We start from the raw sequence: 25,846 nt of genomic DNA, 5'->3' as shown, positions 1-25,846 counted from the left end.
GAACGACCGTTACATTTTATCAGGTGCAGCCATACCAATAAGGGCAAGACCTGCTTTGATGACCACTTTCACACCATAGACCAGCATAAGCCGTTGCGCCTTGAGTTCCTCGTCTTCGACCAGAATTTGAGTCTTGTTGTAATAGGAGTTAAAACTCTTGGCCAGTTCAGTGATGTAGCGCGTCACATAGAACGGCTCGTATTTGTCATGAGCGTCAACGACCACATCGGTGAAGTTATAGAGCGCTTTTAAAAGAGCGACTTCTTCCGACTCAACGAGTCGCGACGTGTCCAGCTTAACCGGTGTAAAGTCGCCGCGACGAAGCAGCGAGTTGATCCGTGCATGAGTGTACTGAACATACGGCCCGGTTTCCCCTTCAAATGAAAGGGTGGTATCCCAATCAAAGGTGTAGTCTTTGATTCGGCTGTTGAAAAGCTCTTGGAATTTAATGGCGCCAATACCGACTTGCTTTGCGAGCTCTTCCTTGTTTTCAATCGCCGCGCCTCGCTCCACTTCTCTTTCATCCAGGATGCCCCGCACTTTATCCACCGCTTTGTTCAGCAGGTCTTCGAGATAAACCACATTTCCCTTTCGCGTTGAGAGTGTACCGTCTTTTAACGACACCATGCCGAAGGCAACGTGAACAATTTTATCCGCCCAATCGTAACCCATTTCTTCCAGGACAGCTTTGAGCTGTTTGAAATGAAGAATTTGTTGCGAACCGACCACGTAGATGAGTTTGTCCGGCTGATGTTGTGTTTCCCGATACACTGCTGTCGCCACATCTCGAGTAAGATAAATGGTGGTGCCATCGGATTTAATGATAAGTGCCGGCTGTAAGTCATACTTGTCCAAGTTTACTATCTTGGCACCTTGAGAATCCTGTAAAATGCCTTTAGCTTCCATCTTTGCCACTTCTGTCGGCATCTTATCGGAATAGAATGACTCGCCTTTGTAGGTGTCAAACTCAATGCCAAGCATTTTGTAGACCCGTTCAAATTCTTCGAGAGAGACATCGCGAATCCACTTCCACAGCTCCACAGCACGTGGATTGCCTTCTTCCAATTCCTTAAACCAATAGCGGCACTCCGCCAACAGATTTTCGTCTTTATCCGCTTCCTCATTGATCTTCACATAGAGTTTCAACAGTTCCCGGATCGGATTGGATTGGATGGCCTCTTTGTCCCCCCACTTGTCAATGGCGACAATGAGCTTGCCAAACTGCGTCCCGTAATCTCCAAGGTGATTGTAGGCAATGGTGTTGTAACCTAAAAACTGATAGATCCGCTTAATGGCATCGCCAATGAGGGTCGTACGAATGTGACCGATATGAAACGGCTTGGCAATGTTGGGACTGGAATAGTCCAAAACCACATTTTTGCCATGTCCGATATCCACCCGACCGAAGTGCTCACCTTTCTCGTAGAGTTCTCCAAGAATCTCTTTAGCTAAGACGTCTTTATTTAGGAAAAAGTTAATATAGGCACTGGCGGTATCCACCTTTTCAAACAGCGGATCGTCGATGGTCTTAGCAATATCCTGGGCAATCACAGCCGGATTTTTCCGATAGATTTTAGCAAGGGAAAACACTGGAAAGGCAAAGTCCCCCATAGTCTCACTCGGCGGTGTTTCAATGAGAGGCAAAATGGCTTCAGCGCTTAAACTGTCAATTTTTTCAGCTAAAATGCGCGCAATTTCTTCTTTAAAATTTAACATAAGTCTCCTTTATTTGAATTGTACTACGGTAGCGCCAAAGCCACCTTGGTTTTGCGGTGCGTCTTCATAGTGCTTGACATGAGGATGGACACGAAGATACTCGCGGACTTTTTGTCGTAACACGCCGGTACCTTTCCCGGTGATGATACGCACTTCCGTCATGCCCGCAAGAAGTGCATCATCCATATATTTATCAATCCGCTCCTTGGCATCCTCAAAATTATTGCCTCGCAAGTCAATTTCCGTTTTAAAATTCTTGGTCTTGGTCTCTTTAATCTTGCGTGTACCGGTCTTGGATCGGAATGCCGTGGGGCCGATACGTTCCAAGGTGTCGAGCGGCAGCTTCATCTTCATCACGCCCATTTGCACCAACACTTGGTTCTTATTGTCCGGCAGTTCCAAGACTGTCCCTTCAGTGTTTAAGGACACCGCGCGAACCGTTTCCCCCACTTTCAGGTTGTCGATTTTAGTATCTGCTTCCTCCAGCTTAAAGCCCTTTGTTTTCCACGACTTGTCAGCCGTGTCGCGGAACAGATCTTGAGCTTCCTGAAGCTTTCGGGCTTGTGCGGAAGTGAGTGATTCTCTAAGCTCGGAGAGCTCGTCCATCACCAACGCCATATTTTCCTTGGTATCTCGAACCAGACGCTGTGCCTGCTCTCGGGCCTGTTCCATCACGCTGTCCCGCTGACGCTCCATCTTTTCTACCTGTTGCTTCAAGGCGGCATTTTGAGCTCGAAGGTCCTTTTGTTCGTCCATGAGAGCTTCCTTAAGATGTCGAATCTCAATCCGATCCGACTCAATCGAAGCCATGACATCTTCAAACTCAATGGATTCGCCACTCAAGAGCGTTTTGGCCCGTTCAATAATAATTTCCGGCAGACCCAGCTTTTCTGAAATGGCGAAAGCATTGGATTTCCCTGCCACACCGATGAGCAGATGGTACGTCGGACTCAAGGTGTTCACATCGAATTCCATAGAGGCATTTTGTACGCCGGATGTGGTCAAGGCGTAAAGTTTCAACTGCGTATAGTGCGTCGTCGCAATGGCACGAATTTTTCTTTGAAGGATAAAGTCCATGATACTTCGGGCGAGTGCCGCGCCTTCTGTCGGATCCGTCCCGGCACCCAGCTCATCAAAAATCACAAGAGATTTCGGTGTAATATGCTTCAAAATATCCACAATATTAATCATGTGAGATGAAAATGTGGAGAGAGACTGCTCGATGGACTGCTCATCGCCGATATCTGCAAAGATACGGTCAAACACCGCCACTTCCGAGCCGGCGTCCACAGGGATGTGAAGTCCGTACTGAGCCATTAACGTAAGCAGACCCACGGTTTTAATACTGACTGTCTTCCCGCCGGTATTAGGCCCGGTGATAATCAGTGATGTAAAGTCGCCGCCCAGCTCCACATCAATAGGCACCACTTTTTTCGGATCCAGAAGAGGATGTCTGGCACCGATAAACTTCAGATAACCCTTGCTGTTGACCTTCGGTGCACGACCGTCCATATCCAAAGAGAGCTTTCCTTTCGCAAAGATAAAGTCCAGCTCGCGTAAAAGCTCCTGATTAAAAAGGATATCGTGACGCATACGCTCCACATCAGCAGAAATCTCTTGCAGAATCCGCTCGATTTCCTCACGTTCTTTAACCTCAAGCTCCCTCAGTTCATTGTTGATGGTGACCACGCTCATGGGTTCAATGTAAACCGTCTGACCGCTGGAACTCATGTCATGGACAATACCTTTCACCTTGTTCTTGTGCTCATTTTTGACCGGCACGACGTACCTGCCGTCCCGAATGGTCACAATGGCGTCCTGAAGATAGTCGCTCCCGGATGACGTGAAGGCGCTGAGTTTCATCCGAATATCATCTTTTTTCTTCGCCATAGCCCGACGCAGATCCCGAAGGGTTCTCGAGGCATTGTCCGAGATTTCATCCTCGGAGACAATGGCATTTTCAATGGTCTCTTCCAGTGCGCGATTGACGGCAAGCTCATCTTTATAATCTTTCAGATGGGTAGCTTCCAGACCTTCCAGATCCGGTGTAAGATAGTTTCTCAAATATCGTGCGCCGCGAAGAAAATCTCCCACTTTTAAAAGCTCGCCAGCAGAGAGATATCCTCCGATTTCCAGGCGCTTCATCTGAATACCCAAATCATGAATCCCGAAGAGCGGCGGCTCCGACTTTTTCATAATGTAAGCCACAGCATCATCCGTCTCCTGAAGTCGACGTGCCACTTCTCTTTGATCAGTGGCAATCTCCACCGTATCCATATAGGTCGCCGTAAATGCCGACGACGCAAAGGTCTGAAGTCGCTCGATAATTTTATTCAGTTCCAATAACTGTTGTGATTTTGTCTGTTGGGTCATTGTACCCCCCGATTGTAGTGGCCCCCGGTGATATCGCCATAGCGCTCAGAAAGGTGTGCTTTGAGCATCTCACTTGCCGGTTGTTTTCCGTCGAGAAGGGCGAGATATGCCGCCACAGTCTCTCTGATATCATCGTTGCAGTGAAGCTTATAGCCTCGTATACCTGCATCCAGCCACGGTGTAATTTTGTCAAACAACGCCAGCGGATAGGCGTTATAGAGCTCCGTAATGTGATGACGCCGTTCAATTAAAAACTTGACACCCCGAACATCTTCCAAAAACGTGTCCCTGCTGAAAGCGCACGCCTCACAGTCCGCCTTATACCCGCACCCCTTAATCACCGCTGCAGGACAATGCCTCATGGTCATGACCTCCACCAAACCGTGGGCCTGAACTTCCAACACGCCGGCGTAGTCTCGGGCCATCTGCAATACTTCATCCCGGTTCAGCTCCGGCGACGGCACCACTTTCGTAAATCCTCGCCGCAACAGTTCAGAGACAGTATAGCTGTTCATCACATTCATGCCGATGTCGGCTACTTTCTCTATCGCCATGTCCCGAAACAGTTCAAGACCGGAAATATTATTGAGATACACCTGCGTCGGCTTGAGTGCTGTCACCTTCGTCACCGCGTCTTCCACCTCAGCCGACGTTGCCATTTTATCCATGCGAAGGGCAAAGTGATCAAAAGCCTTAAGCCCATGACTGAACGCCTCATTCAGTGCCGTGACTTTAAGTAGCGGCAGCACCCTACTGTCTTTAGGAAGCTTGTTCAGATCCGTCACACTATCCACTTCTACAGTCACGTGCGGCGTTGATACCGTCTTGACACGAACTTTAGAGAGATCCGCCGCGGACAGCAACCTTCGAGACCGGTTCAGTCTGGCTTCATCTAATGCCGTCACCCCTCGGCGGCGAAGTTCATTCAGCCTGGAGAGCGGCATAAAAAGACCCTCATCCAAAGTGACATGGAGATCTGCCAATCGGTAGACCGTATCTCCCAGTTTGCCCAATTGTTCTCTGACCTGATCTTCGGTAAGACTGCGCTGCTTCGCCCTCTCCAAAGGCTCATCCAACATCACCGACACCCGGTTTCCCTCAGCGGTAAGGCTCAAGCGTGCAGCCTCACCGTCTTGAAGCACGACAGCCATCGCGAGGTCAATCGGATGAATAGGTTCATCCAACGCCTGATCCAAAGCTTTCTCCAGCGCCTTTGACGTCGTGCGATAGACCGCTTCCCCTTTGACTACGCCTTGGGGCACATCCATCGTCCATCGTCCCGGTTGATAAGCACACTGATTCTGCTTACCCACATTGTGCGCTGCAAAGTACAGACCATCCCCCGGCTCAAGGCTGTCCTCCAAATCCACCACAGCTTTCATGCCGCTCACGCTCACGACCGTTCCCACACGTCTGCCGCGATGTTTCGGACTGTGGGAGGCGGTATACGTCGATCCGAAATCATGAAAAGCCAATCCTTTAGTGAATCCTCGACTGAAAATTTGCTCGGTATTTTTGATGTCTTTATCGGTACGAGTCCCCATCAGCTGTTTTTTATACGTCTGTACCACCTGATACACATAGTGAGGACTTTTCATGCGCCCTTCAATTTTAAGCGAGCTGACACCGGCATCAATCCATGCATCCAATGTCTCAAAACTCGCCAAATCCTGCGGCGAAAGCAGATAGGCCGGACCGAAAGCACGCCCTCCAGAAAGCAGTTTATACCGTTTTCGACAGGCCTGAGCGCAATCCCCGCGGTTTCCTGACCTGCCGCCAATCATGGAACTCATAAGACACATCCCGCTCATGGACACACAAAGTGCCCCGTGAATAAAGCCTTCAATGTCTAGCTCCGTCTTGTCACGAATAGCACGAATGTCTTCAAGCTGTGTTTCTCGCGCAAGCACTACCCGCTCAAATCCCAAACTTTCCACGGCTTTTGCACCGTAGAGATTGTCGATGCCCATTTGTGTTGACGCGTGAATTTCCATCACAGTGCCCAACTCTCGCGCCTTAACAGCAAACCCCAGATCCTGAACGATGAGACCGTCCACGCCTAAGGCTTCCAGTTCTCGAACGACCTCAAGAGCCTCAGGGACTTCGTCATCATGAAGGAGTATATTTAAGGTGACATAGACGTTTACCCCGTGTCGATGCGCATAATCTAAAGCTGTTTTTAAATTGTCCAAAGTGAAGTTTGCCGCATGTTTTCTCGCACTGAATTTATCAGTCCCCAAATAAACGGCACTAGCCCCGGCTTGCACGGCGGCCTTAAGGCTCGCCATACTGCCTGCCGGAGCTAAGAGTTCAACGTGCTTTATCATGTAAACTTTCTAATTCTCGACTGAGATCAATAATTCGCTTTTGAGATTCAAAGATTTGACGCTCCAAAGCTTCCTTTTCCTGCTTTAATTTGTCCAACTCGGCCGTCATGTCACCTTGCTTGTCCGTCTGCTTTTTCAGCGTGTCACGAAGCTCAGCAGCTTCCTGTTTCGCCTCGTCCAAACTGTGCTTTTGCTTGTCATAATGACTACGAATCGCTGCAATCTTCTCTTCCGCCTCCTTGAGGCCAGCACGAAGTGTTTCATTCTCCGCCATGACCTGAAGCGCTTTCTCTTCGCTGGAACCTGCGTCCACGTCGTTCACTCGACTCTCCAGAATGTCCTTCTCCTCAAGGATGTTCAATGCGGCTAAAACAATGGATTGCACTTGGTTCAAGCGATAGTTGGCGCCTTGGACGGTGCGAATACGAGTGTCCAAGTCCTTGGCAAAGCCTCGCACTTTAGACGTTTCACCGCCGACAACGACAAAACTCATGCCGTCAATTTGGACTTTTACCTTTTCCATAGTTCCTCCTTATGCGCGCAGCTGCGCATCAAATGTCGCCTTCATAGCTTGTGTAATAGCTTCGACCACCGGATTGATCTCATCATCTACCAAAGTCTTTTCAGGTGAGCGGAATACCATAGAGAAAGCCACACTTTTCTTGCCTTTGCCAATTGCCTCACTGCGGTAGATATCAAAAATTTCAAAAGTTTCCAAAAGGGCGCCGGCGTTATCCCGAGCTACCTGCTCCAAGTCACCTGCACTCACACGTTCATCAATGACAAAAGCAAGATCCCGTTTCACACTCGGAAATTTGGCGATAGGTTTAAACGTGTAGTTGGTCTTTGCCCTACTCACCAGCTTGTAAAAATCCAGTTCCGCCACATAGACAGCCTTTTTAATGTCATAGTTTTCCAAAACTTGCGGATGCACTTCCCCGAAAACCCCGAGCGACATACCCTCAACAAAGATTTCAGCGCTCTTGCCGGGGTGAAGATAGCTGACCTCTGCCCGTTTTACCTCAAAGTGATCCAGACCCAACTGCCACAACAGGGTACCGATAGTGTCTTTTAAGAAATAGAAATCCCCCAGGTCATAATAGCCGATGGCAAGCTTGGTGTATTCCTCAGGAAGCGTCTTTCCGTTAGGAATAAAAGTATTTCCGAACTCGAAGCCGCCCACTTTTTCATTGCCGTTATGAATATTGGCGGCGAGGACACTGAGCATATTGGAAACCAACGTAGTACGCATAATGCTGTACTCTTCGCCCAGAGGGTTGATGATTTTAACAGACGCTCTCAGATGATGCTCCGCCGGCAAAGCCAACTTGTCAAAGTTTTTCGGGCTGACAAAAGAATAGGTCATAAACTCATTCAGACCCCTTGCGAGAAGCACCGATTTAGCGCGAAACTCGAGGTTGCGTTCCTGAGACCTGCCGCCCACGGTGACATTGCCTTCCAACGGTCTTGGGGTGATATTGTGATAGCCGTAAATCCGAGCCACTTCTTCAATGAGATCTTCTTCGATATCCAAATCCAGACGGAACGGTGGAATATGTGCAGAGATGACCGTGCCTTCCACATCGGTAGGGATGTCCAATCGGTTTAAAATATGAGCCAATTCTTCGGTAGTAAAGGTGCGGCCGATGAGCTTGTTGGCACGCTCTGTACGAAGTGTCACCACCTTGTCCTCAGGTGCATAGCCGCCTTCATCAAATGACCCGGCGACGACTTTTGCCGCTCCGATGGATTCAGCCAGTTGTGCCACACGAAGCACAGCCGTCTTTGCCGTCTGCGGACTTACACCCTTTTCAAAGCGAGCTGACGCTTCAGATCTGAGATCCAGGCGTTTTGACGTCTTGCGAACCGCATCTTTTTTAAAGTTGGCACCTTCTAACAGCACCGTTTTGGTGGTCGGCTTAACCTCCGAATCAAAGCCGCCCATAACTCCGGCAAGGCCAATAGGCCGCTTGCCGTCGGTAATGACAACATCTCCGACTTCGAGTTCACGCACTTCCCCGTCCAAAGTTTTTAAGGTTTCCCCGGCTCTGCCTTGGCGCACCACAATCTCTCCGGTGGTTAAGTCATCCAGGTCGTAAGCGTGGAGCGGTTGTCCATATTCCAACATGACAAAGTTGGTAAGATCCACAATATTGTTAATCGGACGCACCCCTGCGGACATCAGATAATTTTGCATCCACTGCGGTGACGGTTCAATGGTCACATCCGTGAGCACTTTGCCGAAAAATCGCGGGCAGTTGTCCGTCTCAATGGTAATGCCTTTAAAGTAATCTTCGATAGCACCGACTTCATCTTTCATAGTCGGTTCAGGCACGACAATATCCGTGTCGAAGGTTGCACCGGTTTCCCGAGCCATACCGATAATACTCAGGCAGTCCGGGCGGTTAGGCGTAATTTCAAATTCAATGACGGCGGCGTCCATACCCAAAGCCTTAAGAGCGTCCTCACCGACACGTACGCCTTCTTGGAAGATGTAAATGCCGTCACGAGCTTCTTTCGGAATGACTGAGGTCTCAAAACCCAGTTCCTCCAGGGAGCAAAGCATGCCGTTGGATTCTACGCCGCGAAGTTTACCCCTTTTAATGACCACGCCGCCGGCCAGATGCGCACCATGGGTCGCTACAGGCACCACCGCGCCTTCAAAGACATTTTTTGCTCCGGTGACAATTTGAACCGTCTCATCACCTAAATCCACTTGACAGATCACAAGCTTGTCCGCATCCGGATGCGTATCTATTTTTGTAATACATCCTACCACCACGCCGCTTAAGCCGTCTGCAGGCTCCGTGATGGATTCAACGTGAGAGCCGGTCAAGCTGAGCTCATCGGCAATATCCTTAACAGGTTTATCTATTTTAACGTAGTTTTCTAACCACTGTACCGGTAATAACATGGAGTCCTCCTAGAATTGTTTCAAGAAACGTTGGTCGTTTTCAAAGAGCAGACGGATATCATCTAAGCCATACTTGATCATGGCAATGCGGTCAATCCCCATGCCGAAAGCAAAGCCGGAGTACTTTTCCGGATCAATGCCGCAGTTTTTCAACACATTAGGGTGTACCATGCCGCATCCTAAGAGCTCCATCGACCAACCGGTGTTGTGACAGGCAGGACATCCCACCCCGCCACAGACGGTACAGGTGACATCCACCTCCGCCGACGGTTCAGTGAACGGAAAATTGTGAGGACGGAATCGGGTTTCAATATCGTCACCGAAAAGCGCTTTGACGAAAATATTCAGTGTCTCAAAGAGATTCGCCATGGATATGGTCTCGTCAATAATCAATCCCTCCAGCTGATGAAACATCGGCGAGTGCGTAGCATCCACTTCATCTGAGCGAAATACACGACCGGAGCTGACAATGCGAAGAGGTGCACCCATCTCTTTCATAGCCCGAATTTGTACCGGTGAGGTCTGGGTGCGAAGCACAGTACCTTCATCAATATAAAACGTATCGGTGAGATCTCGAGACGGATGGTCTGCCGGCGCATTGAGTAAATCAAAATTGTTCGCTACAGTCTCCACTTCAGGACCGTCCACCACCGTGAACCCCATATCAATAAAGAGGTCTTCCAAAGTCTCAATGGTCTTAATAAGGGGATGCTCATGCCCTAGAAGGGGCTGCGGCTTATTTAAAGTGATGTCAATAGTCTCGGAAGCCAAGCGCGCTTTTAACACAGCCTCTTTGAGCTCGGCAGTTTTGTCCGAAATAGCAGTCTCCACCGCTTCCCGAACTTTATTGGCAAGCTCACCGATCAAAGGTCGCTCGTCTTGGGACAGACTGCGCATTTCTTTCATCACACCGGTGATGGCACCTTTCTTTCCTAAATATTTCACACGAAGTGTATTCAATTCATCCAGTGTACCTACCCCTTGAATAGCTTCAAGAGCCTCGGACTGGATTGTCATTAATTGTTCTTTCATAACGTCCTCCCGTTCCTTATAACTGTGTAAATTATAGCAGTTTAGCCAATATTTATCAATTTTTAAGCCACGTCGTCACCCCATCCCACACGATTCATCTGTAAATTGAACTTGACAAAGCTGACAAAGTGTGTGAAAATACTCTATGTTATGGCGACATAGCCAAGTGGTAAGGCACAGGTCTGCAACACCTTTATCACCGGTTCAAATCCGGTTGTCGCCTCCATAAAACCCTTGTAGGATCCCTGCAAGGGTTTTTTTATTTGCCTATAATTAAGGAGCCTCGCCCTAATAGGCTCAGTACCTGCTTATCTCTCAGTTTTGTCAGCAACAAAAGGACGATAGCCTTATAAGCTATCGCCTGAATTCATAAGTAGTATCACTACACGTCCAACGCCGCGGCGACAGAGTCCTCCTTGATTTTTATATACCGTTAAGACAGCTGTCCTTATACCGCGCCACGCATTGTCATCAACGCCCCCCCACACGCCGTCATAGCGCAACGGTAACTTCTATTTAATTAAATCCCCAATCATTGTTGCAAAAAACTTGAAACGTTTGCTTCTTTGTGATAATCTATTATCAAGAAAAATTTGGACCTATCCACTCGTATCTTCAATTAAGGATAAGGAGGGTGCGTTATTTTAAAAAAGAAACTATGTGTAATCTGCTTTCTGTCCGTAGTACTTTTGCCGTTTCAATTGTCGTACGCAAACGATCTCACATCCTTTTCAAAAGCGGATATTCAAAACAGACTATCTACTTTTGAGAGTGAAGTTCAACATGTTGCTTTAGAAAAAGCAGTTGAAGCTAATCTTAAATCTAAAATTTTATCAGGCGAAAGATTGGACTCCGAAAAATAGGTGTGTCACCTGTATCCCTTGAAACAACCACCGATGGAGAAATGTTAAAGACGGTTGAAACCTTTGAAGATGGTTCATTATTATTACTGAAGTGACTGACCACGAAAGTCTTATGAGACTGGCAGCGAACCAGTCTTGGAATGCTTGGATATCTGATAGAGGTACTACGGTGAGCAGCTCATCGCAGCACAGCACTGTCACTGGAGCTCAAGTCAGAAAAAGCTACGGTATTTTTGGGGTCGGCTTTAGGTTTGAGTATTCCACATACCGCAGTGAGATGAGCCGTATTACCAGTGTGTATGCTCCCGATTTCTCATCCGAAGGCGGTACGATAAGTCTTTCGTATCCTATTACTGTACAGGGCATCGCAACAATCAATGCTTCCGCCAAAGCCGAAATGGCTTTTACCTTTGCCGCTCATAATGCCGCTGGCAGCTATCCCGGCTCCGTCGGTGTAACTGCCGGAAACGACCATGGTAGTGGCGGCATTATTTCATATTAATAAGTTAAGGAGAATATATGGAACTGCGAAATTTTATAATTACCATTCTACCTTTTATTACAATGCTTCTAACCACCGCTTTAATGATTTATATCATCATGAAAATCATTAAAAAATGATTCGAAACTCGGTGCATATTTTTTCGGATAAAAACAAAGAGCGTACGCTCTTTGTTTTTCTATACATAGAACTCTCCGGCTACGCGGATGGATAGTTGTTCCTAGTCCATCCGGACAGCTGCGATGAATGACCCGACACGCAATGACATCGATATCGCCTCTGCCACACCATCATAGTTGTGACAACAAGCTGAATGCCATCAAATTCCAATTCACTATCCTGAAAAGACTGAAACGTTTGTTTCTTTGTGGTAGCTTATTATCATAAAGATAATGTGTCTGTCCGACTATACCGCTTAGAAAAGGTATCCATTAAAAACCGCCATGTCACCCGTCGTTCTGTCTTATGGCACTCTACCTATCGCAGAGCGGGGCCGCCGGCTTCGTCGTTGCAATGTAGATGATGATCATGATAGTGACGGTATTCTTCCGTGTGCATGACCTAAGGAGGTAAGTATGATATTACAAAAATTTCTCTTTATCCTGCCTTTTATTTCAGGGATTCTGTTAACCGTTTTAAAGATTTGCATTATCGTTTACATTATAAAGAAGATTAAGCGACTCTGAATGCTACAAGGTTGTTCGTATAATAATCTTCATCCATAACCTAGGAGGTAAGATTTGCGCAGCTACAAGATTTTACCATCCCTAAAAGAAGGGACAGATCGATCAAAATAAAGCTTTAATAAAACAACTATTATTAAGCACAGACTGACCATGGTCGGTAGGTGCTTTTTTGATGCAAGCGTGTGAACACGATACGATGATTATCGTCTTATTTTATCGCTCTTAGACCATTGGTCGGATGTATAAAAATATACCTAAAAAAATATGGCGAGTCATTCAGATGACTCGTTCGCATAGAGATAAATAAGTTGAATGATATTCGCAAATAAAAAAGAACCCGTTTGAGTGACACGCAAATTCAACGTCTTCAAACGGGTTCAACAATATATTGGCAGGGGTAGCAGGACTCGAACCCACGGCACTTGGTTTTGGAGACCAATGTTCTACCAACTGAACTATACCCCTAAAAACTGAATCGACAAAAGCCGCTTCAGTAAGAAACATTTTACCAAAGACCACATCCTTTTGCAAGACTAATCGCCAATAAAATCTGTCCCCTAACACCTGGAGGCACATTGCTCCGCTAGTCTCACTCTGAAATATTCCCGTTGTCTCCAAGCTTTGCGCTCAACCTTTCTATGGCTTGATGAGATCATGATTTCGATATCGCGGTGCCCATTCCTCACAACGTATGCTCTTGTTGCCGCAACGGCCCGCCCGCATTCCTTATGCGACAGTACAGTCTGATACTTAAACGCTAACCCAAACCTAACGCCTCGAATACACGCTTTAATTGTCGTGTCAGCCTTCTGACAGGCACCTCTCCTATCAACCGCATCTGTTTAATCTCACTGCGAGCTTGAATGAAAGCTTTGCATAACACCTTTGTTCGTCTCCCTTGAGTCATCGCCAACATAAAAATCCGCCGGATGACTCCGGCGAATTATGATATGGCATTAAAATCTTACTTCTTTGATCGCCCCCGTCGTTTCATCGATATAGGTCACAACACCTTCTGAAATCGTCACGGTGTTGACATTGATATTGCCTTTTCCCCTGGCAATAATCTGTTGATTTTTATCAAACACCAACAAATTATCTCCTTTATCAAATGTTGCGAAGACATAATCATCCGTGCGCCGTAATCCCGTCAGAGCACCCGCTTCATTGAGTTTTTTACCGTTCTCATTGCACAGTGCACCATAATCTAATGACGTTTTGTAATAGATATGACCATTGAGTGCCGTCATTGAGATGTTATCCGAGCTGTTCGTATCGACCTTAATCAACACATCTTCCGTCATAGTCATGATATCGAAACGATTCACCGTTTTATAAGCTCTATCGTCCACGGTAAAGTATATTTGATGATTATCCAAAATTACATGATTGGCTATTTTATCAATTTCTTTGAGCTCAATAACTTTGTCGCCCTCAACTTTAGAGAGAATAATATGTGCCGTTCCCCGGTGTCGTTCTACTACATACTGTATGCCGTCGATTTCTGTAGCCATGTAATCCCCACGAGGCGGGCCAATTCCCTTTTCATCAGTCTTGCCTTCAGAGCTTATCTGAAGTCCTGTTACGTCATCAAAGCTATAGGTCCATTTGAATTCATCACGACAAAACTGCCATGTCAACGGAAAATACGTCACATCTCTATAGACTAACAACGGATAGTACTGCGATCCGGGATATACTTTCTTTCCGTTTAACATAATATTGAAATTAACCGCGTTCGCGGTGTCATACATCGGGTTGCGCTTCCCAGGATATGCATAGTATGTCCCTTGCGGGGTACTGCGCACGATGTGTAACGTTGCGGTGTCCTTATCCCACAATGTATCCAAACCTAAAAATCTTGCATTCTTATAGGTCATGGGAAAGTACGTGATATCTCTATATACTAAGACAGGATACTCACTGTTTTCCTTTTCCATGGCGACATCATTGATCGTGACATCAAAAGTTGGAATCTGCACAGTAACTTTCGGTGTGGTCACAGCATAAGCTCTTTGACTTATAAAGAGCAGCGCACACACGACAATAAGCTTGATCTTATTCATATCTCTCCTCCTCATTGCGCTATCCTTGTCATCTGTAAGTGATCTTTACCCTTTCATATGTGTCCTTAGCTAAAACCCTAACTAATGAACTGACCAATGTTAAAATAAAAATATATGTACTAAAAAAGGACCCGAAGGTCCTGATGATTCATTATAATACCCGAGTGGCATTGGTATAGCGCGCGTTATAGTAATCTTCACTTAAGTTGGATACGATAACTTTACCACTTCCGCTGGAAGCATGAATAAAATTGCCGTTGCCTTCATAGATCCCCACATGAGATACGCCACTACCACCGGTGTTAAAGAATACAAGATCCCCCGGCTGTAAGTTTTCTCGGGACACTTGTGTGCCGGTCTGAGACATATCGCTTGAGGTTCTAGGCAATTTGACGCCCAGTTCATTGACGTAAACGGCGTAGACCAATCCGGAGCAGTCATAACCTTCCGCACCTGTAGATCCCCATACGTAAGGTGAACCCAATTTGCTGAGGGCGGAATCTATGGCCACTTTAGCCGTGCCGGTTGCCGGCGCGGACGGTGCAGCGACAGCAGTCAGTACTGCGGTATAGGTTTGCGGCGCTACAGCCACAGCTGCAATTTCCGCTTCATCGGCGCTAAGCTTTGCGGTCTCTGTCGCTGCGTCAAGTGCAATTTTTTCGACAGATGTGCCGACAAGCTCCAAAGCAGAGGCTGCCACTTTCCCTGTGAGGCCGTCTTGTGTCGTCACAACCAGTGTATCCGCAGCATTGGACACAAGAGTCACATTTTCCCCAATGATCAGATTGCGAAGGATGTCGCCTTGATCGTTCTTGATCGGTGTAGGTGCAACAACTTTGTATGTAGATACGTTTTTTTCAGTAACAGCGATTTTATATGATGGAATGGTTACGCGAGCTTTGCCTTTGGCAACCACATAACCTCTTTCAGATACTTCAATGATGTTAGCTTGTTCACCTTTTTCAAAGTAAACTTGATTGCCACTATAAGTTGTTTGTACATGGTCGCTTATAAAAATGCCGGTGTCTTTAAGTCCCAGAAAGGAAACCAGCCCAAGAGCCAGCACGCCTACAGGCACCTTCTTACTTATATTAAACAAATCAAAACACTCCTTATACGTTTATCTTTTTAAATTATAACAAAGTGGTTACAGAAGGGCAATAAAAAATTACAAAAAGTTAAGAAGTTCTTAACACTTTTGTAATTCTTGGAGTGTTATGTAAGAGTAAATCGATAAGCCGCGTTCTGTCGTGTCCAATCATCTATCTAGACTATTTGTCGCCAAATAGTTCAAGCAACCTACCTACCGGCAGATGCGAGCCACATCTGTGTTGTCCTATTTTGGTTTTGCTCCGAATGGGGTTTACATAGCATCTTAGTTACCTAAGATCTGGTGAGCTCTTACCTCGCCTTTCCACCCTTACCCTTGCGGGCGGTATCTCTCTGTTGCACTTGCCTTAGGGTCGCCCCCACCAGCCGTTAGCTGGCATCCTGCTCTGTGGAGCGCAGACTTTCCTCATCTTGCGATGCGATTGGATAATTTACTCTAAGCGTATTTTATCACAATATAGATGGTATGACAATGCTGCTACGGCCGCTTCGGCAGTCTTAAGACAAAGGCGTTCTCAGCATTGATCTTGGTGTTAAGACCTAAGTCGTCTTCAAAGCGACGGGCCAGTTCCGTGAGAATTAATTTTTCTGAATCATTATGGGACAGAGCGATGAGGATAAACCCCAACTCATACGCCACCTGAGCGTCATGATGTTTCACATCGGAGGTGATATACACATCGGCACCGGCATCGAAGGCCGCCTTAATATCGCCGCCGCCTGCGCCGCCAAGCAGCGCGACACGGTGAATGTCCCGAAGTTTGCCATAAAGTTGTACCGTATCTTCGGACAGTGTCGTCAAGGTATGATAGAGCTTGAGCAGTGACCAATCCGTTGTCCCTACTACTCCTAACGGTTTGTCCTTATCCGTCATCATCAGAGGTTCCAGATCCGTGAGTTCCAAATAGGAAGCAAGGACGTCATTGACGCCGCCTGCCGCCACATCCAAAGCTGTGTGCGAGGCGTAGAGGCCGATGCCGGATGCCAGAAGTTCTCGAATGAGCTTTGATTTATAGTCATAGCCGATGGATGTCACACCACTGAAGAAAAAGGGGTGATGGGTAAGAATGAGATCTGCGCCAAATGCTTTCGCTTCAGCCAAAGTGGTATCCGTGAGGTCTAAGGTGAGAAACACACGCTTGATATCACGCTTGGTCATCACTTGCCATCCGGAGTTGTCCCAAGCTTCCTGCCCATCCAGCGGCGCGAGGGTTTCTATGTAGTCTATAAATTTTGCCGTGTCCATGCTTCCAACCTTTCTATCTCGTGTTGCAGTGTCGCTTTGCGTTCACGACCTGAATCTGTATCGCCAATTTGCGTGACGATACCGCGTTTTTTTTCAATGAGGTGATCCAAAAATGCCAAGGCGTCGCCGTCGCCGCGAAGCAGTGCCACCTTCGGCAAAAGATAGTCAATGGCATCTACTGTTGTGGGTTCACCGGTGTAGGTTACTTTCATCATCTCAAAGTAGCGTCCGTCTTCATAGACAATCTTTTCATCCAGAATCCGGTAGGCGCTGTACAGATATGCTCGCAGCTGCTCCGAGGCCTGCATAGGCTGCAAAATGAGAAAATCCAAAGCTTTGACCACCTCTTTGGCCGCTTCCAAAAGTTCAACCATCAGTATGCCGCCCATCCCTGCGACAATCACAGCATCCACCTCGTCCACAACGAGCACCTGCAGACCATTGCCCAATCGAAACTCCACGTCGGTATTGCGGCAGAGCTCACGGCTTTTGTTTAGTGACGGTGCGCTGATGTCGGTGGCGATAACTTTAGGGCATCCCTTCTCCCATAGAAAAAAAGGCACTAAACCGTGGTCAGTGCCTATATCTGCGACGCGTTCCCGATCAATCCAGCCGGTGATGGCGTCCAATCGTCGTGTCAGTTTCATTCTAAAAAGTCCTTTAATTTCTTGCTGCGGCTCGGATGACGCAATTTACGAAGTGCCTTGGCTTCAATTTGACGAATTCGCTCCCGGGTGACATCAAATTCCTTGCCCACTTCTTCCAACGTACGAGCTCTGCCATCGTCCAAACCAAAACGTAACGTGAGCACTTTCTTTTCCCTGTCGGTCAGCGTCTCCAACACATCTTCCAGCTGCTCTTTTAACAGCGTAAACGTGGCGGCATCTGAGGGCGAAAGAATTTCTTCATCGGGGATAAAGTCTCCTAAATGGGAATCTTCTTCTTCCCCGATTGGCGTCTCAAGGGATACCGGCTCTTGGGCAATTTTTTGAATTTCGCGCACCTTATCCACATCGATGCCCATCTCAGCTGCAATTTCTTCCGGTTCCGGATCACGTCCCAGTTCTTGAACCAATTGGCGTTGTACCCGAACCAGCTTATTGATGGTTTCCACCATATGGACCGGAATACGAATCGTCCGTGCCTGATCAGCAATGGCGCGAGTAATGGCCTGACGAATCCACCATGTGGCATAAGTTGAAAACTTAAAACCTTTGGTATAATCGAATTTTTCCACGGCTTTCATAAGACCGAGATTGCCCTCCTGGATTAAATCCAAAAAGCTCATACCGCGGCCTACATAGCGCTTCGCTATAGATACCACAAGGCGAAGGTTGGCTTCCGCCAGTTCCTTCTTCGCCAGATTCTCGCCATTTTCCATACGCTTTGCTATAGCGACTTCTTCTTCAGCGGTGAGCAGTGGAATCTTGCCGATTTCTTTAAGATACATCCGCACAGGATCGTCCACGCTGACCCCTTTCGGTACGGAGAGATCTTCTTTTTTGCCCTCGTCGTCATCCTCGTCGGACTCCCGGGCAATTTCCTTTTCAATTTTATCGTCATCCAAAAGGTCGATACCTTGGTTTTCAAACCCGGCGTAGATGGCATCAATCTCGTCACTTTCCAGAGAAATTTCTTCCAGTGCAGAAACAATTTCATCATAGGTTAAGTTGCCCTTGGCTTTTCCAATTCGGCTCAAATTTTTTACAATGTTCTCTTTTGAACGTTGTTCATTCGGTTGTTGCATAATAGCCTCCTGCCTGGGAAGATAGCTCACGATTGACAGCTTGCAGTTCCTGAAGCAACGTGCTCAAGTGACCTTCAGTCCCCTCTTGTCCGTCCAGGGATGTAATTTGTTGTAGCAGCGTATCCCGTTTTTCTTCCAGTTTATATTGTTTCAATTTAATAAGTAATTCGTCTATGATGACATCTGCCCGATCAAAATCCAATGCACTGTCTTCAACATCAAGAGCAAGGGGTTCCAGGTAAGCCTCTTTAAATGCCTCGGAAAAAACATCCCCGTCAAAGGCATCCACTTTGTCACGCAATGTCTCAAAGGCGTCACGCACTGTAAGTGTTGTGAGTTCATACGTCGGAAAAACTTCCAAGACATACAAAAACCGACTGCGCCGTGTCATAGCATACGCAAGTAGCAACCGTTCAACCTGACTTCGTGACGACGATGACGTGGCTGATTGTGTGGCTTTTTCCACCATCGTGGTCTCCCGCCGTCCAAATTCTTTGTCCGCTTTTCTTTTCGTTGAAGCAAGTTGTGATTTGGCCCTCAGCACCATATAGGACTCTATTGAAGCTTTGGAAATACCGTAAGTTTGCGCAACTTTCGTCGCGTAGACATCTCGCTCGATAGGATTTTTCAATCGAGAAATAAGCGCGCTCACTTCCGTGGTAAACCCGGCCAATCCGTCTGCCGCATCCAGATTGAACTTGGCTTTAATCGTTTCAATTTTATAGTCCATATACGTCTTTGCCTTAGTCATTTCCAACTCAAAACTGAGCTTTCCATAGGCTTTGACAAAGTCGTCCGGATCCAAACCCTCAGGCAGTTCAATCACCTTCGGCCGAATGCCCTGGGCAATGAGAATGTCAATGGCTCGCTGTGTGGCTCGAATACCGGCGCTGTCACTATCATAGCAAATGTAAACAGATTTATTATAGCGTTTCAAAAGCTTTGCCTGCGCCTCGGTTAACGAGGTGCCGAGACTTGCTACACAGTAATTTATACCACTTTTACTAAGAGAAATAACATCCATATACCCTTCAACCAACACCGCCTTATCCCCGGCATCGTCTTTCAGATGGTGCAGATTATAAAGGTGTTCACCTTTGTTGAATATCGGCGTATCGGATGAGTTCAGATACTTGGCGTGGTCCTGACCGAGTGTACGCCCGCCAAAGGCAATGACGCGTCCTCGAGTATCGATAATGGGAAACATCACGCGATTGCGAAAGCGATCAATACATGTCCCGCGCTTGGATTTGGATACCAAATTGTAGCGAAGAAGTTCGTCGTCGGTGTACTCCCCTTTTAAGTGATTGTACAAGCTGTCCCAACTGTCTAACGCATAACCCAATCCAAATTGCAAAATAGTCTTCTTATCGATGCCGCGGCGAATGAGATAGTCCAAAGGCACGCGACTGTGAGTGAGGTTTTGCATATAGAATATCGCTGCCTGACGATAGGCCTTATATGCTCTCTCCCGGTCCTGTTTGAGACTATCATCATGACTGTGATACGTTTGAAGCTCAATACCGTACTTGTCCGCCAAAAACTTCACCGCATCACGAAACTCCAGGTGCTCCCTTTTCATAATGAAAGAGATCACGTCCCCGCCTTCACCGCACCCGAAACATTTAAAAATCCCCTTATTCGGTGACACCGAAAACGAAGGGGTTTTTTCGTTGTGAAAAGGACACAGACCCATATAATTTGAGCCGCTCTTCTTCAACTGTACATAATCACCTATGACCTGAACAATATCTGTGCGCTCACGAATCTCGTCCAGAACGCTGTCGTCAATGATAAAGCTCATTTGCCCACCCTCTTGGAATAAAGAGATTTTTATACACCTCCACCACATAGACGTCGGTCATGCCGGCGATGTAGTCGGTGACAATGTCCTCGTCAGTATGTGCCATGGCACAATACAATTTGTGATGTTCAGCCGGAATCCTATTGAGGTCATCGAGATAATAGTGATAGAGGGCTTTGATAATATGGAAAATTTTCGGATTCTCAGCTTTCACCGTCGGGTCGTAATACACGTTTTGAAACATAAATTGACGAAGTGCCATGGTCGCCTCATAGATATCCCTTTCCATAACCAGTTCATCCCTGTGATACGACGCCCGGTAAATGGCGCTTATCATGGTATCGATACGCTTGGAACTGGAGTGTCCCAAGACATCAGTTAGCGGCTCCGGCAGCGATGTCTCGAGAACAATGCCTGCCCGAATGGCGTCGTCAATATCATGATTGATGTAGGCAATGCGATCGGCATACTTGATAATCTGACCTTCCAAGGTGGCGGCGGTATCATCGCCGGAATGGTTTAAAATACCGTCACGAACTTCTGCGGTAAGATTCAGACCTTGACGCCCCCGACTTCGCACTTCCAAATAGTCCACCACCCGGAGGGACTGGGCATTGTGACGAAAGCCTTGGGGATGCAGTTCATTTAATATCGTCTCACCGCTGTGCCCGAAAGGTGTGTGCCCTAAATCGTGACCAAGCGCCATGGCTTCGATCAGATCCTCATTCAGTTCCAAACTTCGCCCGATGGTCCGTGCAATCTGGGCGACTTCCAGGGTGTGTGTCAGCCTCGTGCGAAAGTGATCGCCACCGGGGGAAATGAATACTTGAGTTTTGTGTTTGAGTCGGCGAAAAGCTTTGGAGTGCAAAATACGGTCTCGGTCCCGCTGAAAACAGGTGCGCATAGAACATGGCGTCTCCGCCACCTGACGCCCTTTGGAACTGTCAGCAAAGGTGGCAGTGGTATAGTACATGGTGTGTTCCAAAGCTTCTCGGCGTTCTCTTGCATTCATGGCTTTCCTCCCCCTTTCTTATCCGTCGCGACAGACTAGTCCCGTTCTTCAAACGTGTCGCGCATATACTCGACAATCAGCTCCGCCGTCTCTTCTACGGCACTGTTGGTCACATCAAAGACCTTACACCCCAACTCCGTCATTACCTTTTTGGAGTAGTCAAGTTCTTCCTGCACTCGTTCCAAATTGGCATATTTGGCGCCGGATGAAAGACCGAGAGACTTCAGGCGCTCGGTGCGAATCGAGATAAGTTTGGCAGGATCGCAGGTAAGACCGATAACCCGACGCACATCCTTGTCATACACCTCTTTAGGCACCGGCACTTCCGGTACGAGCGGAATATTCGCCACTTTGAAATTCTTATTAGCCAGATACATAGACAACGGAGTTTTCGATGTGCGTGAAATGCCAACCAGACAGATATCCGCCTTTTTTGCACCGCGAGGGTCCTTGCCGTCATCGTATTTTACGGCAAACTCCACCGCTTCCACTTTCTTAAAATAATTTTCATCCAGCCGGCGAATCAGCCCCGGTTCACGAAGTGGTGCATAACCCAATATCGCTTCAATCGCTTTCATCGGCGCACCCATGACATCCACGACGTGAAGGTTCAAAGCCTTAGCACGTTGTTCAATAAAGGCTCTGGTTTCTTCCACCACGTTGGTGTAGACAATCAGCGATTTAACTTTTGCCGCCTCATCTAAAATAGGCTCAATTTGATCGATACTATTGTGGTAGGGGTAGCGCTTAATCTCAAAGTCATCGGTGTCAAACTGTTTGACGCTAGCCTTGGCGATAAGCTCTCCCGTTTCACCGATGGAATCGGAAATGACATAGACGTATAGTGTATCCATACTTCCTCCTAAAATTCTCCCGAAGCCAAGTCCGCAAAGATCCGTGTGATGTTAGTCTTTGTGAATCGGCCGATGACTTTAAGCCCGTCCGGTGTAACTTCCACAACCGGCAGGGCGTCAATTTTATGTGCATTAATTTTCTGGGCAGCTAAGAGGACAGAATCATCCCCGCCAATGGTGACCAGGTTCGGCATGCGTGTCATACACATACCGATGGGCGTCGTCTGCAAATCCAATTTACCGATGGCCACGCGCAGAAGATCCTTACGAGACACTACCCCGCTTAAAAATCCATCTTTACTGATAAACACTGAGCTTACATTTTCGATGAAGATCCCTACAATGACATCGTAGATACTGGTCTCTTCATCCATGACCACGGGCACACTCATCATATCCCGAACAGATAAGTTCTCCAGTGTCTGAAGACTCATCACAGACTTTGCCTTTCGATAATAATAGCCTACTTTGGGACGCGCTCCCAGGACTTCAGTCATGACCAGCAAAGACAAGTCATTGCGAATGGTGGAGCGGGATAGTCCCAATTTTTGTGCAATGTCATCACCGGTTATGGGCTCACAAGCTCGAACCATGGTGATTATTTCATTTTGTCTTGCAGTAAACTCCAAGGCGCGCCTCAACTTATGACTAACTTGCCGATATCCAGAAGTTTGCTTACGGTGCGATCCAGACTTTCCAACAGCGCCAAGCGATTATTCTTGAGAACTTCGTCTTTATCCAATACCAAAACGTGATCGAAGAAGTCAGTGATCGGTCCTTCCAACCGAGAGAGCTTGTCCAGTGCGTCGGCGAAGTTTTTACCCTCCGTAGCGTCGTCCACCTCAGGTAGTACCTCGGTGACAGCTTCATAGAGTGCCTTTTCTTCCGGTTCTTTTAAGAGTGCATCATCAAAGGTCGCTGCGGCCATATTTTTTGTGGTGATATTTTTAATCCGAGTGAAAGAATCCACAAAAGTCTTGCGCTCATCAGTAAAGTAGTCGGTGAAAACCCGACCTTTCGTGATGATATCATAGATGGAACCCTCTGTGTCCATCACGGCATCGATGATATCATAACGGATACCTTCGTCGTTCATCATAGTCTTCATCCGACCTTTGAAAAAGTCAATGATAGCCGTTTTGACAGCGTCGTAGTCAAAGACAAGACCCAAGGAATCTGTATAGATGAACAGAGCCGTATCAATCAGTTCCGCCATTGACAGCGCCCACTTCTTTTCCATGATGATATTGATAATCCCAATGGCTTGACGCCGTAAGGCAAACGGATCCTGAGAGCCTGTTGGAATGAGTCCGACGGCAAACATACCGGTAATACTGTCCAGTTTATCCGCAATGGCAAGGACGGAACCCACCGTAGAGGACGGCAAGGCATCGCCCGAAAAGCGCGGTTTGTACTGTTCATCAATGGCTTGCGCGACAATGGACGGCTCGCCGGATTTTTCTGCATAAATGGCACCCATCACACCTTGCAACTCAGTGAACTCTTGCACGAGCTTCGTGGTCAGGTCTGCCTTGGCCAGGTTCGCGGCACGTTCCAAATGTTCCCGTGTGGTATCGCCGAGCTGAAGTTCTTCAGCAATTTTGATCGACAGCTTTTCAAGGCGTGCCGTTTTATCCGCCATGGTCCCCAATTTCTCGTGGAACATGAGCCCGGAAAGAGCCTCAGTATAGTTTTCCAAAGGTTTGGAAATATCGTCGTCATAGAAAAATACCGCATCTTCCAATCGTGCTTCAAGCACCTTCAAGTTCCCGGCAATAACGACATCGGCATGATCTTTGCCGCCGTTGCGCACGGTGATAAAGTATGGCAGAAGCTCGTCGTTCACATCGTAGACGGGAATATAGCGAAGGTGATCCCGCATTGGCGTGGTGATGACTTCTTTAGGCAGATTCAAATACTTTTCTTTAATTTCGCCTAAAAGCGGCGTTGGATACTCTACAATATAAGTGAGCTCTTCCAAAAGGGCGTCGTCATCATGAATATCGCCATTCACAGATTTGGCCAGTTTTAACGAATCAAACTTGATGCTGTCTCGACGCTTATCCTGATCCAGGATGACATAATTCTTCTCAAGAAGTGCTTCATAGTTGTCCACGTGATCAATGTCGACACGACCGCCCAAGAAGCGATGGCCATAGGTGACGTTGCCTACACTGATGCCTTCGAAGTCAAATGGCAAGACTTTATCATTGAGCATCGAGACAACCCAACGGATCGGACGGGCAAACTTGATGGCTTTGCCGCCCCAGCGCATATTCTTAGGGAAGTTGATAGACTTGATAAGCTCTGCCATATTCTCCGCGATCACGGTATCCAGAGTCGCACCTTTCTTGTGAATGCGCGCATAGACATACTCCGTCCCCTTCAGCTCTTTGGTAAAGATATCCGACTCCGTCACATTTTGAGACTTCATAAAACCTTGAAGAGGTTTGGTCGGCGCATGATTCTCATCAAAAGAAATTTTAAGTGCCGGCCCTTTGACTTCCGTGTCCACATCCGCTTGAGCGGTGGCAATGTCTTCAATGATGAGACTCAGACGGCGAGGGGTGGCGTAAACTTTCAGTTCACCATAATCCAACTCATAATCTTTTAAGAGCTTCGTCGCCTTTTGCTCCAACTGATTCATGGCCATGGCGCAAAAGCGTGATGGAAGTTCTTCCACACCGATTTCTAATAAATACTTATTCAACTGAGTTACCTCCCTTTTTCAACGGGTAGTTCATCGCTTCACGTTGCTCCAAATAGATGCCGGCAACTTGTCTTGCCAGGTTGCGCACGCGATGGATATAACCGGTGCGTTCGGAAACGGACAGCGCGCCGCGAGCGTCTAAAAGATTAAAAGTGTGAGAACACTTGAGACAGTAGTCATAGGCCGGCAGAGCCAGTTGTTCTGCCACAATGCGTTCACATTCTTTTTCATACACGTTAAAGAGATTTTTAAGTAAGTCGATATCCGCAAGTTCAAAGGCGTACTTAGATTGCTCAAACTCGGCTTTTTTAAAGACATCGCCGTATTTCACATGCTCATTCCACTGAATGTCATAGACATTATCGACATCTTGCAGGTACATGGCAATGCGTTCCAGACCATAGGTCAGCTCTGCCGACTCCAACTCGCAGTTGATGCCGCCCACTTGTTGGAAGTAGGTGAACTGAGTGACTTCCATGCCGTCCAGCCACACTTCCCATCCGAGTCCCCAGGCTCCAAGTGTCGGAGATTCCCAGTTGTCTTCAATAAAACGGATGTCGTGTTTTAGCGGATCGATCCCCAGCTCTTTTAACGAGTTGAGATAGAGATCCTGAACATCAAAGGGTGACGGCTTTAAAATAACTTGAAATTGATGGTGCTGAAAGAGACGATTGGGGTTCTCTCCATAGCGTCCGTCCGCCGGACGACGGGACGGCTCCACATAACACACCCGCCATTCTTCAGGCCCGAGAGCTCGAAGGAAGGTCTGCGGGTTCATAGTCCCTGCCCCTTTTTCTACATCATAGGGCTGCATAAGGATACAGCCTTGTTTTTGCCAATAGTTTTGCAACGTTTGGATCAATTCCTGAAAGTACATGATTCCT

Annotated in this window: 18 protein-coding genes, 2 tRNA genes and 1 other RNA gene; 2 read left to right on the top strand and 19 right to left on the bottom strand. The window is 47.3% G+C overall.

The annotated features are described in order from the left end of the window. Positions 1–9: 9 nt before the first annotated feature. The 6 genes from argS to pheS are packed head-to-tail and all read right to left on the bottom strand — an operon-like array spanning position 10 to position 10,362. Positions 10–1,716, bottom strand: a complete 1,707-nt coding sequence (gene argS / locus O6R05_RS02325; protein ID WP_271191930.1) for an arginine--tRNA ligase — start codon at positions 1,714–1,716, stop codon at positions 10–12. A gap of 9 nt (positions 1,717–1,725) precedes the next feature. Next, entirely contained in the window at positions 1,726–4,089 is a 2,364-nt protein-coding gene (locus O6R05_RS02320) for an endonuclease MutS2 (protein WP_271191929.1), read from the bottom strand. After that, positions 4,086–6,416 carry a U32 family peptidase gene (locus O6R05_RS02315; protein WP_271191928.1) on the bottom strand — a complete coding sequence of 777 codons (2,331 nt, stop codon included), beginning with the start codon at positions 6,414–6,416 and terminating at the stop codon, positions 4,086–4,088. Before O6R05_RS02315 ends, O6R05_RS02320 begins: the two co-directional genes overlap by 4 nt. Next, complete coding sequence (locus O6R05_RS02310) at positions 6,400–6,939, bottom strand: hypothetical protein (protein WP_271191927.1); 540 nt, start codon at positions 6,937–6,939, stop codon at positions 6,400–6,402. The genes O6R05_RS02315 and O6R05_RS02310 overlap by 17 nt, the downstream gene beginning before the upstream one ends. A gap of 9 nt (positions 6,940–6,948) precedes the next feature. Next, a complete protein-coding gene (gene pheT / locus O6R05_RS02305; protein ID WP_271191926.1) occupies positions 6,949–9,330 on the bottom strand; it encodes a phenylalanine--tRNA ligase subunit beta in 2,382 nt (793 codons plus the stop codon). A 9-nt stretch (positions 9,331–9,339) separates the two neighbouring features. After that, positions 9,340–10,362 carry a phenylalanine--tRNA ligase subunit alpha gene (gene pheS / locus O6R05_RS02300; RefSeq protein ID WP_271191925.1) on the bottom strand — a complete coding sequence of 341 codons (1,023 nt, stop codon included), beginning with the start codon at positions 10,360–10,362 and terminating at the stop codon, positions 9,340–9,342. 152 nt (positions 10,363–10,514) lie between these two features. Here pheS and O6R05_RS02295 point away from each other — a divergent pair. Beyond that, a tRNA-Cys gene (locus O6R05_RS02295) sits at positions 10,515–10,588 on the top strand. Between the two features lie 749 nt (positions 10,589–11,337). Continuing rightward, positions 11,338–11,727, top strand: coding sequence for a hypothetical protein (locus O6R05_RS02290; RefSeq protein ID WP_271191924.1), 390 nt, complete (start codon positions 11,338–11,340; stop codon positions 11,725–11,727). 1,075 nt (positions 11,728–12,802) lie between these two features. On the opposite strand, the gene O6R05_RS02285 is transcribed toward O6R05_RS02290, so the two are convergent. From O6R05_RS02285 to O6R05_RS02225, 13 genes are all read right to left on the bottom strand, one after another. Next, positions 12,803–12,878 (bottom strand) — tRNA-Trp (locus O6R05_RS02285). Between the two features lie 491 nt (positions 12,879–13,369). Further along, positions 13,370–14,479 (bottom strand): hypothetical protein, encoded by a 1,110-nt coding sequence (locus O6R05_RS02280; protein ID WP_271191923.1) that lies wholly within the window; start codon positions 14,477–14,479, stop codon positions 13,370–13,372. A gap of 151 nt (positions 14,480–14,630) precedes the next feature. After that, positions 14,631–15,578, bottom strand: coding sequence for a C40 family peptidase (locus tag O6R05_RS02275; protein WP_271191922.1), 948 nt, complete (start codon positions 15,576–15,578; stop codon positions 14,631–14,633). A gap of 119 nt (positions 15,579–15,697) precedes the next feature. Beyond that, positions 15,698–16,027: RNase P RNA component class A (gene rnpB, locus O6R05_RS02270), an RNA gene on the bottom strand. Positions 16,028–16,067: 40 nt separating this feature from the next. Beyond that, a complete protein-coding gene (locus O6R05_RS02265; RefSeq protein WP_271191921.1) occupies positions 16,068–16,835 on the bottom strand; it encodes a Nif3-like dinuclear metal center hexameric protein in 768 nt (255 codons plus the stop codon). Further along, positions 16,814–17,482, bottom strand: a complete 669-nt coding sequence (locus tag O6R05_RS02260) for a tRNA (adenine(22)-N(1))-methyltransferase (protein WP_271191920.1) — start codon at positions 17,480–17,482, stop codon at positions 16,814–16,816. Before O6R05_RS02260 ends, O6R05_RS02265 begins: the two co-directional genes overlap by 22 nt. Continuing rightward, entirely contained in the window at positions 17,479–18,582 is a 1,104-nt protein-coding gene (gene rpoD / locus O6R05_RS02255) for an RNA polymerase sigma factor RpoD (protein ID WP_271191919.1), read from the bottom strand. The genes O6R05_RS02260 and rpoD overlap by 4 nt, the downstream gene beginning before the upstream one ends. Continuing rightward, positions 18,566–20,386 (bottom strand): DNA primase, encoded by a 1,821-nt coding sequence (dnaG, locus tag O6R05_RS02250; protein ID WP_271191918.1) that lies wholly within the window; start codon positions 20,384–20,386, stop codon positions 18,566–18,568. Before dnaG ends, rpoD begins: the two co-directional genes overlap by 17 nt. Continuing rightward, the gene (locus O6R05_RS02245) at positions 20,370–21,398 is read right to left on the bottom strand and encodes a deoxyguanosinetriphosphate triphosphohydrolase (RefSeq protein ID WP_271191917.1); all 1,029 of its coding nucleotides are present in this window, start codon (positions 21,396–21,398) and stop codon (positions 20,370–20,372) included. Before O6R05_RS02245 ends, dnaG begins: the two co-directional genes overlap by 17 nt. Before the next feature lie 35 nt (positions 21,399–21,433). Next, positions 21,434–22,252, bottom strand: coding sequence for a pyruvate, water dikinase regulatory protein (locus O6R05_RS02240; RefSeq protein ID WP_271191916.1), 819 nt, complete (start codon positions 22,250–22,252; stop codon positions 21,434–21,436). An 8-nt stretch (positions 22,253–22,260) separates the two neighbouring features. Beyond that, positions 22,261–22,881 (bottom strand): helix-turn-helix transcriptional regulator, encoded by a 621-nt coding sequence (locus tag O6R05_RS02235; RefSeq protein WP_271191915.1) that lies wholly within the window; start codon positions 22,879–22,881, stop codon positions 22,261–22,263. A gap of 8 nt (positions 22,882–22,889) precedes the next feature. Next, a complete protein-coding gene (gene glyS, locus O6R05_RS02230; protein ID WP_271191914.1) occupies positions 22,890–24,962 on the bottom strand; it encodes a glycine--tRNA ligase subunit beta in 2,073 nt (690 codons plus the stop codon). Further along, the gene (locus tag O6R05_RS02225) at positions 24,955–25,839 is read right to left on the bottom strand and encodes a glycine--tRNA ligase subunit alpha (RefSeq protein ID WP_271191913.1); all 885 of its coding nucleotides are present in this window, start codon (positions 25,837–25,839) and stop codon (positions 24,955–24,957) included. The genes glyS and O6R05_RS02225 overlap by 8 nt, the downstream gene beginning before the upstream one ends. Between the last annotated feature and the right edge of the window lie 7 nt (positions 25,840–25,846).

This window comes from Peptoniphilus equinus, assembly GCF_027921445.1.
Classification (GTDB): Bacteria; Bacillota; Clostridia; order Tissierellales; family Peptoniphilaceae; genus Peptoniphilus; species Peptoniphilus equinus.
Note: the sequence above shows the minus strand (reverse complement) of the source record. Positions and strands in the feature narration are given on the sequence as shown.

Coding starts and splice junctions, on each gene's coding strand:
- argS (WP_271191930.1), bottom strand. CDS start 1,716: ATGTTAAATTTTAAAGAAGAAATTGCGCGCATTTTAGCTGAAAAAATT.
- O6R05_RS02320 (WP_271191929.1), bottom strand. CDS start 4,089: ATGACCCAACAGACAAAATCACAACAGTTATTGGAACTGAATAAAATT.
- O6R05_RS02315 (WP_271191928.1), bottom strand. CDS start 6,416: ATGATAAAGCACGTTGAACTCTTAGCTCCGGCAGGCAGTATGGCGAGC.
- O6R05_RS02310 (WP_271191927.1), bottom strand. CDS start 6,939: ATGGAAAAGGTAAAAGTCCAAATTGACGGCATGAGTTTTGTCGTTGTC.
- pheT (WP_271191926.1), bottom strand. CDS start 9,330: ATGTTATTACCGGTACAGTGGTTAGAAAACTACGTTAAAATAGATAAA.
- pheS (WP_271191925.1), bottom strand. CDS start 10,362: ATGAAAGAACAATTAATGACAATCCAGTCCGAGGCTCTTGAAGCTATT.
- O6R05_RS02290 (WP_271191924.1), top strand. CDS start 11,338: ATGAGACTGGCAGCGAACCAGTCTTGGAATGCTTGGATATCTGATAGA.
- O6R05_RS02280 (WP_271191923.1), bottom strand. CDS start 14,479: ATGAATAAGATCAAGCTTATTGTCGTGTGTGCGCTGCTCTTTATAAGT.
- O6R05_RS02265 (WP_271191921.1), bottom strand. CDS start 16,835: ATGGACACGGCAAAATTTATAGACTACATAGAAACCCTCGCGCCGCTG.
- O6R05_RS02260 (WP_271191920.1), bottom strand. CDS start 17,482: ATGAAACTGACACGACGATTGGACGCCATCACCGGCTGGATTGATCGG.
- rpoD (WP_271191919.1), bottom strand. CDS start 18,582: ATGCAACAACCGAATGAACAACGTTCAAAAGAGAACATTGTAAAAAAT.
- dnaG (WP_271191918.1), bottom strand. CDS start 20,386: ATGAGCTTTATCATTGACGACAGCGTTCTGGACGAGATTCGTGAGCGC.
- O6R05_RS02245 (WP_271191917.1), bottom strand. CDS start 21,398: ATGAATGCAAGAGAACGCCGAGAAGCTTTGGAACACACCATGTACTAT.
- O6R05_RS02240 (WP_271191916.1), bottom strand. CDS start 22,252: ATGGATACACTATACGTCTATGTCATTTCCGATTCCATCGGTGAAACG.
- O6R05_RS02225 (WP_271191913.1), bottom strand. CDS start 25,839: ATGTACTTTCAGGAATTGATCCAAACGTTGCAAAACTATTGGCAAAAA.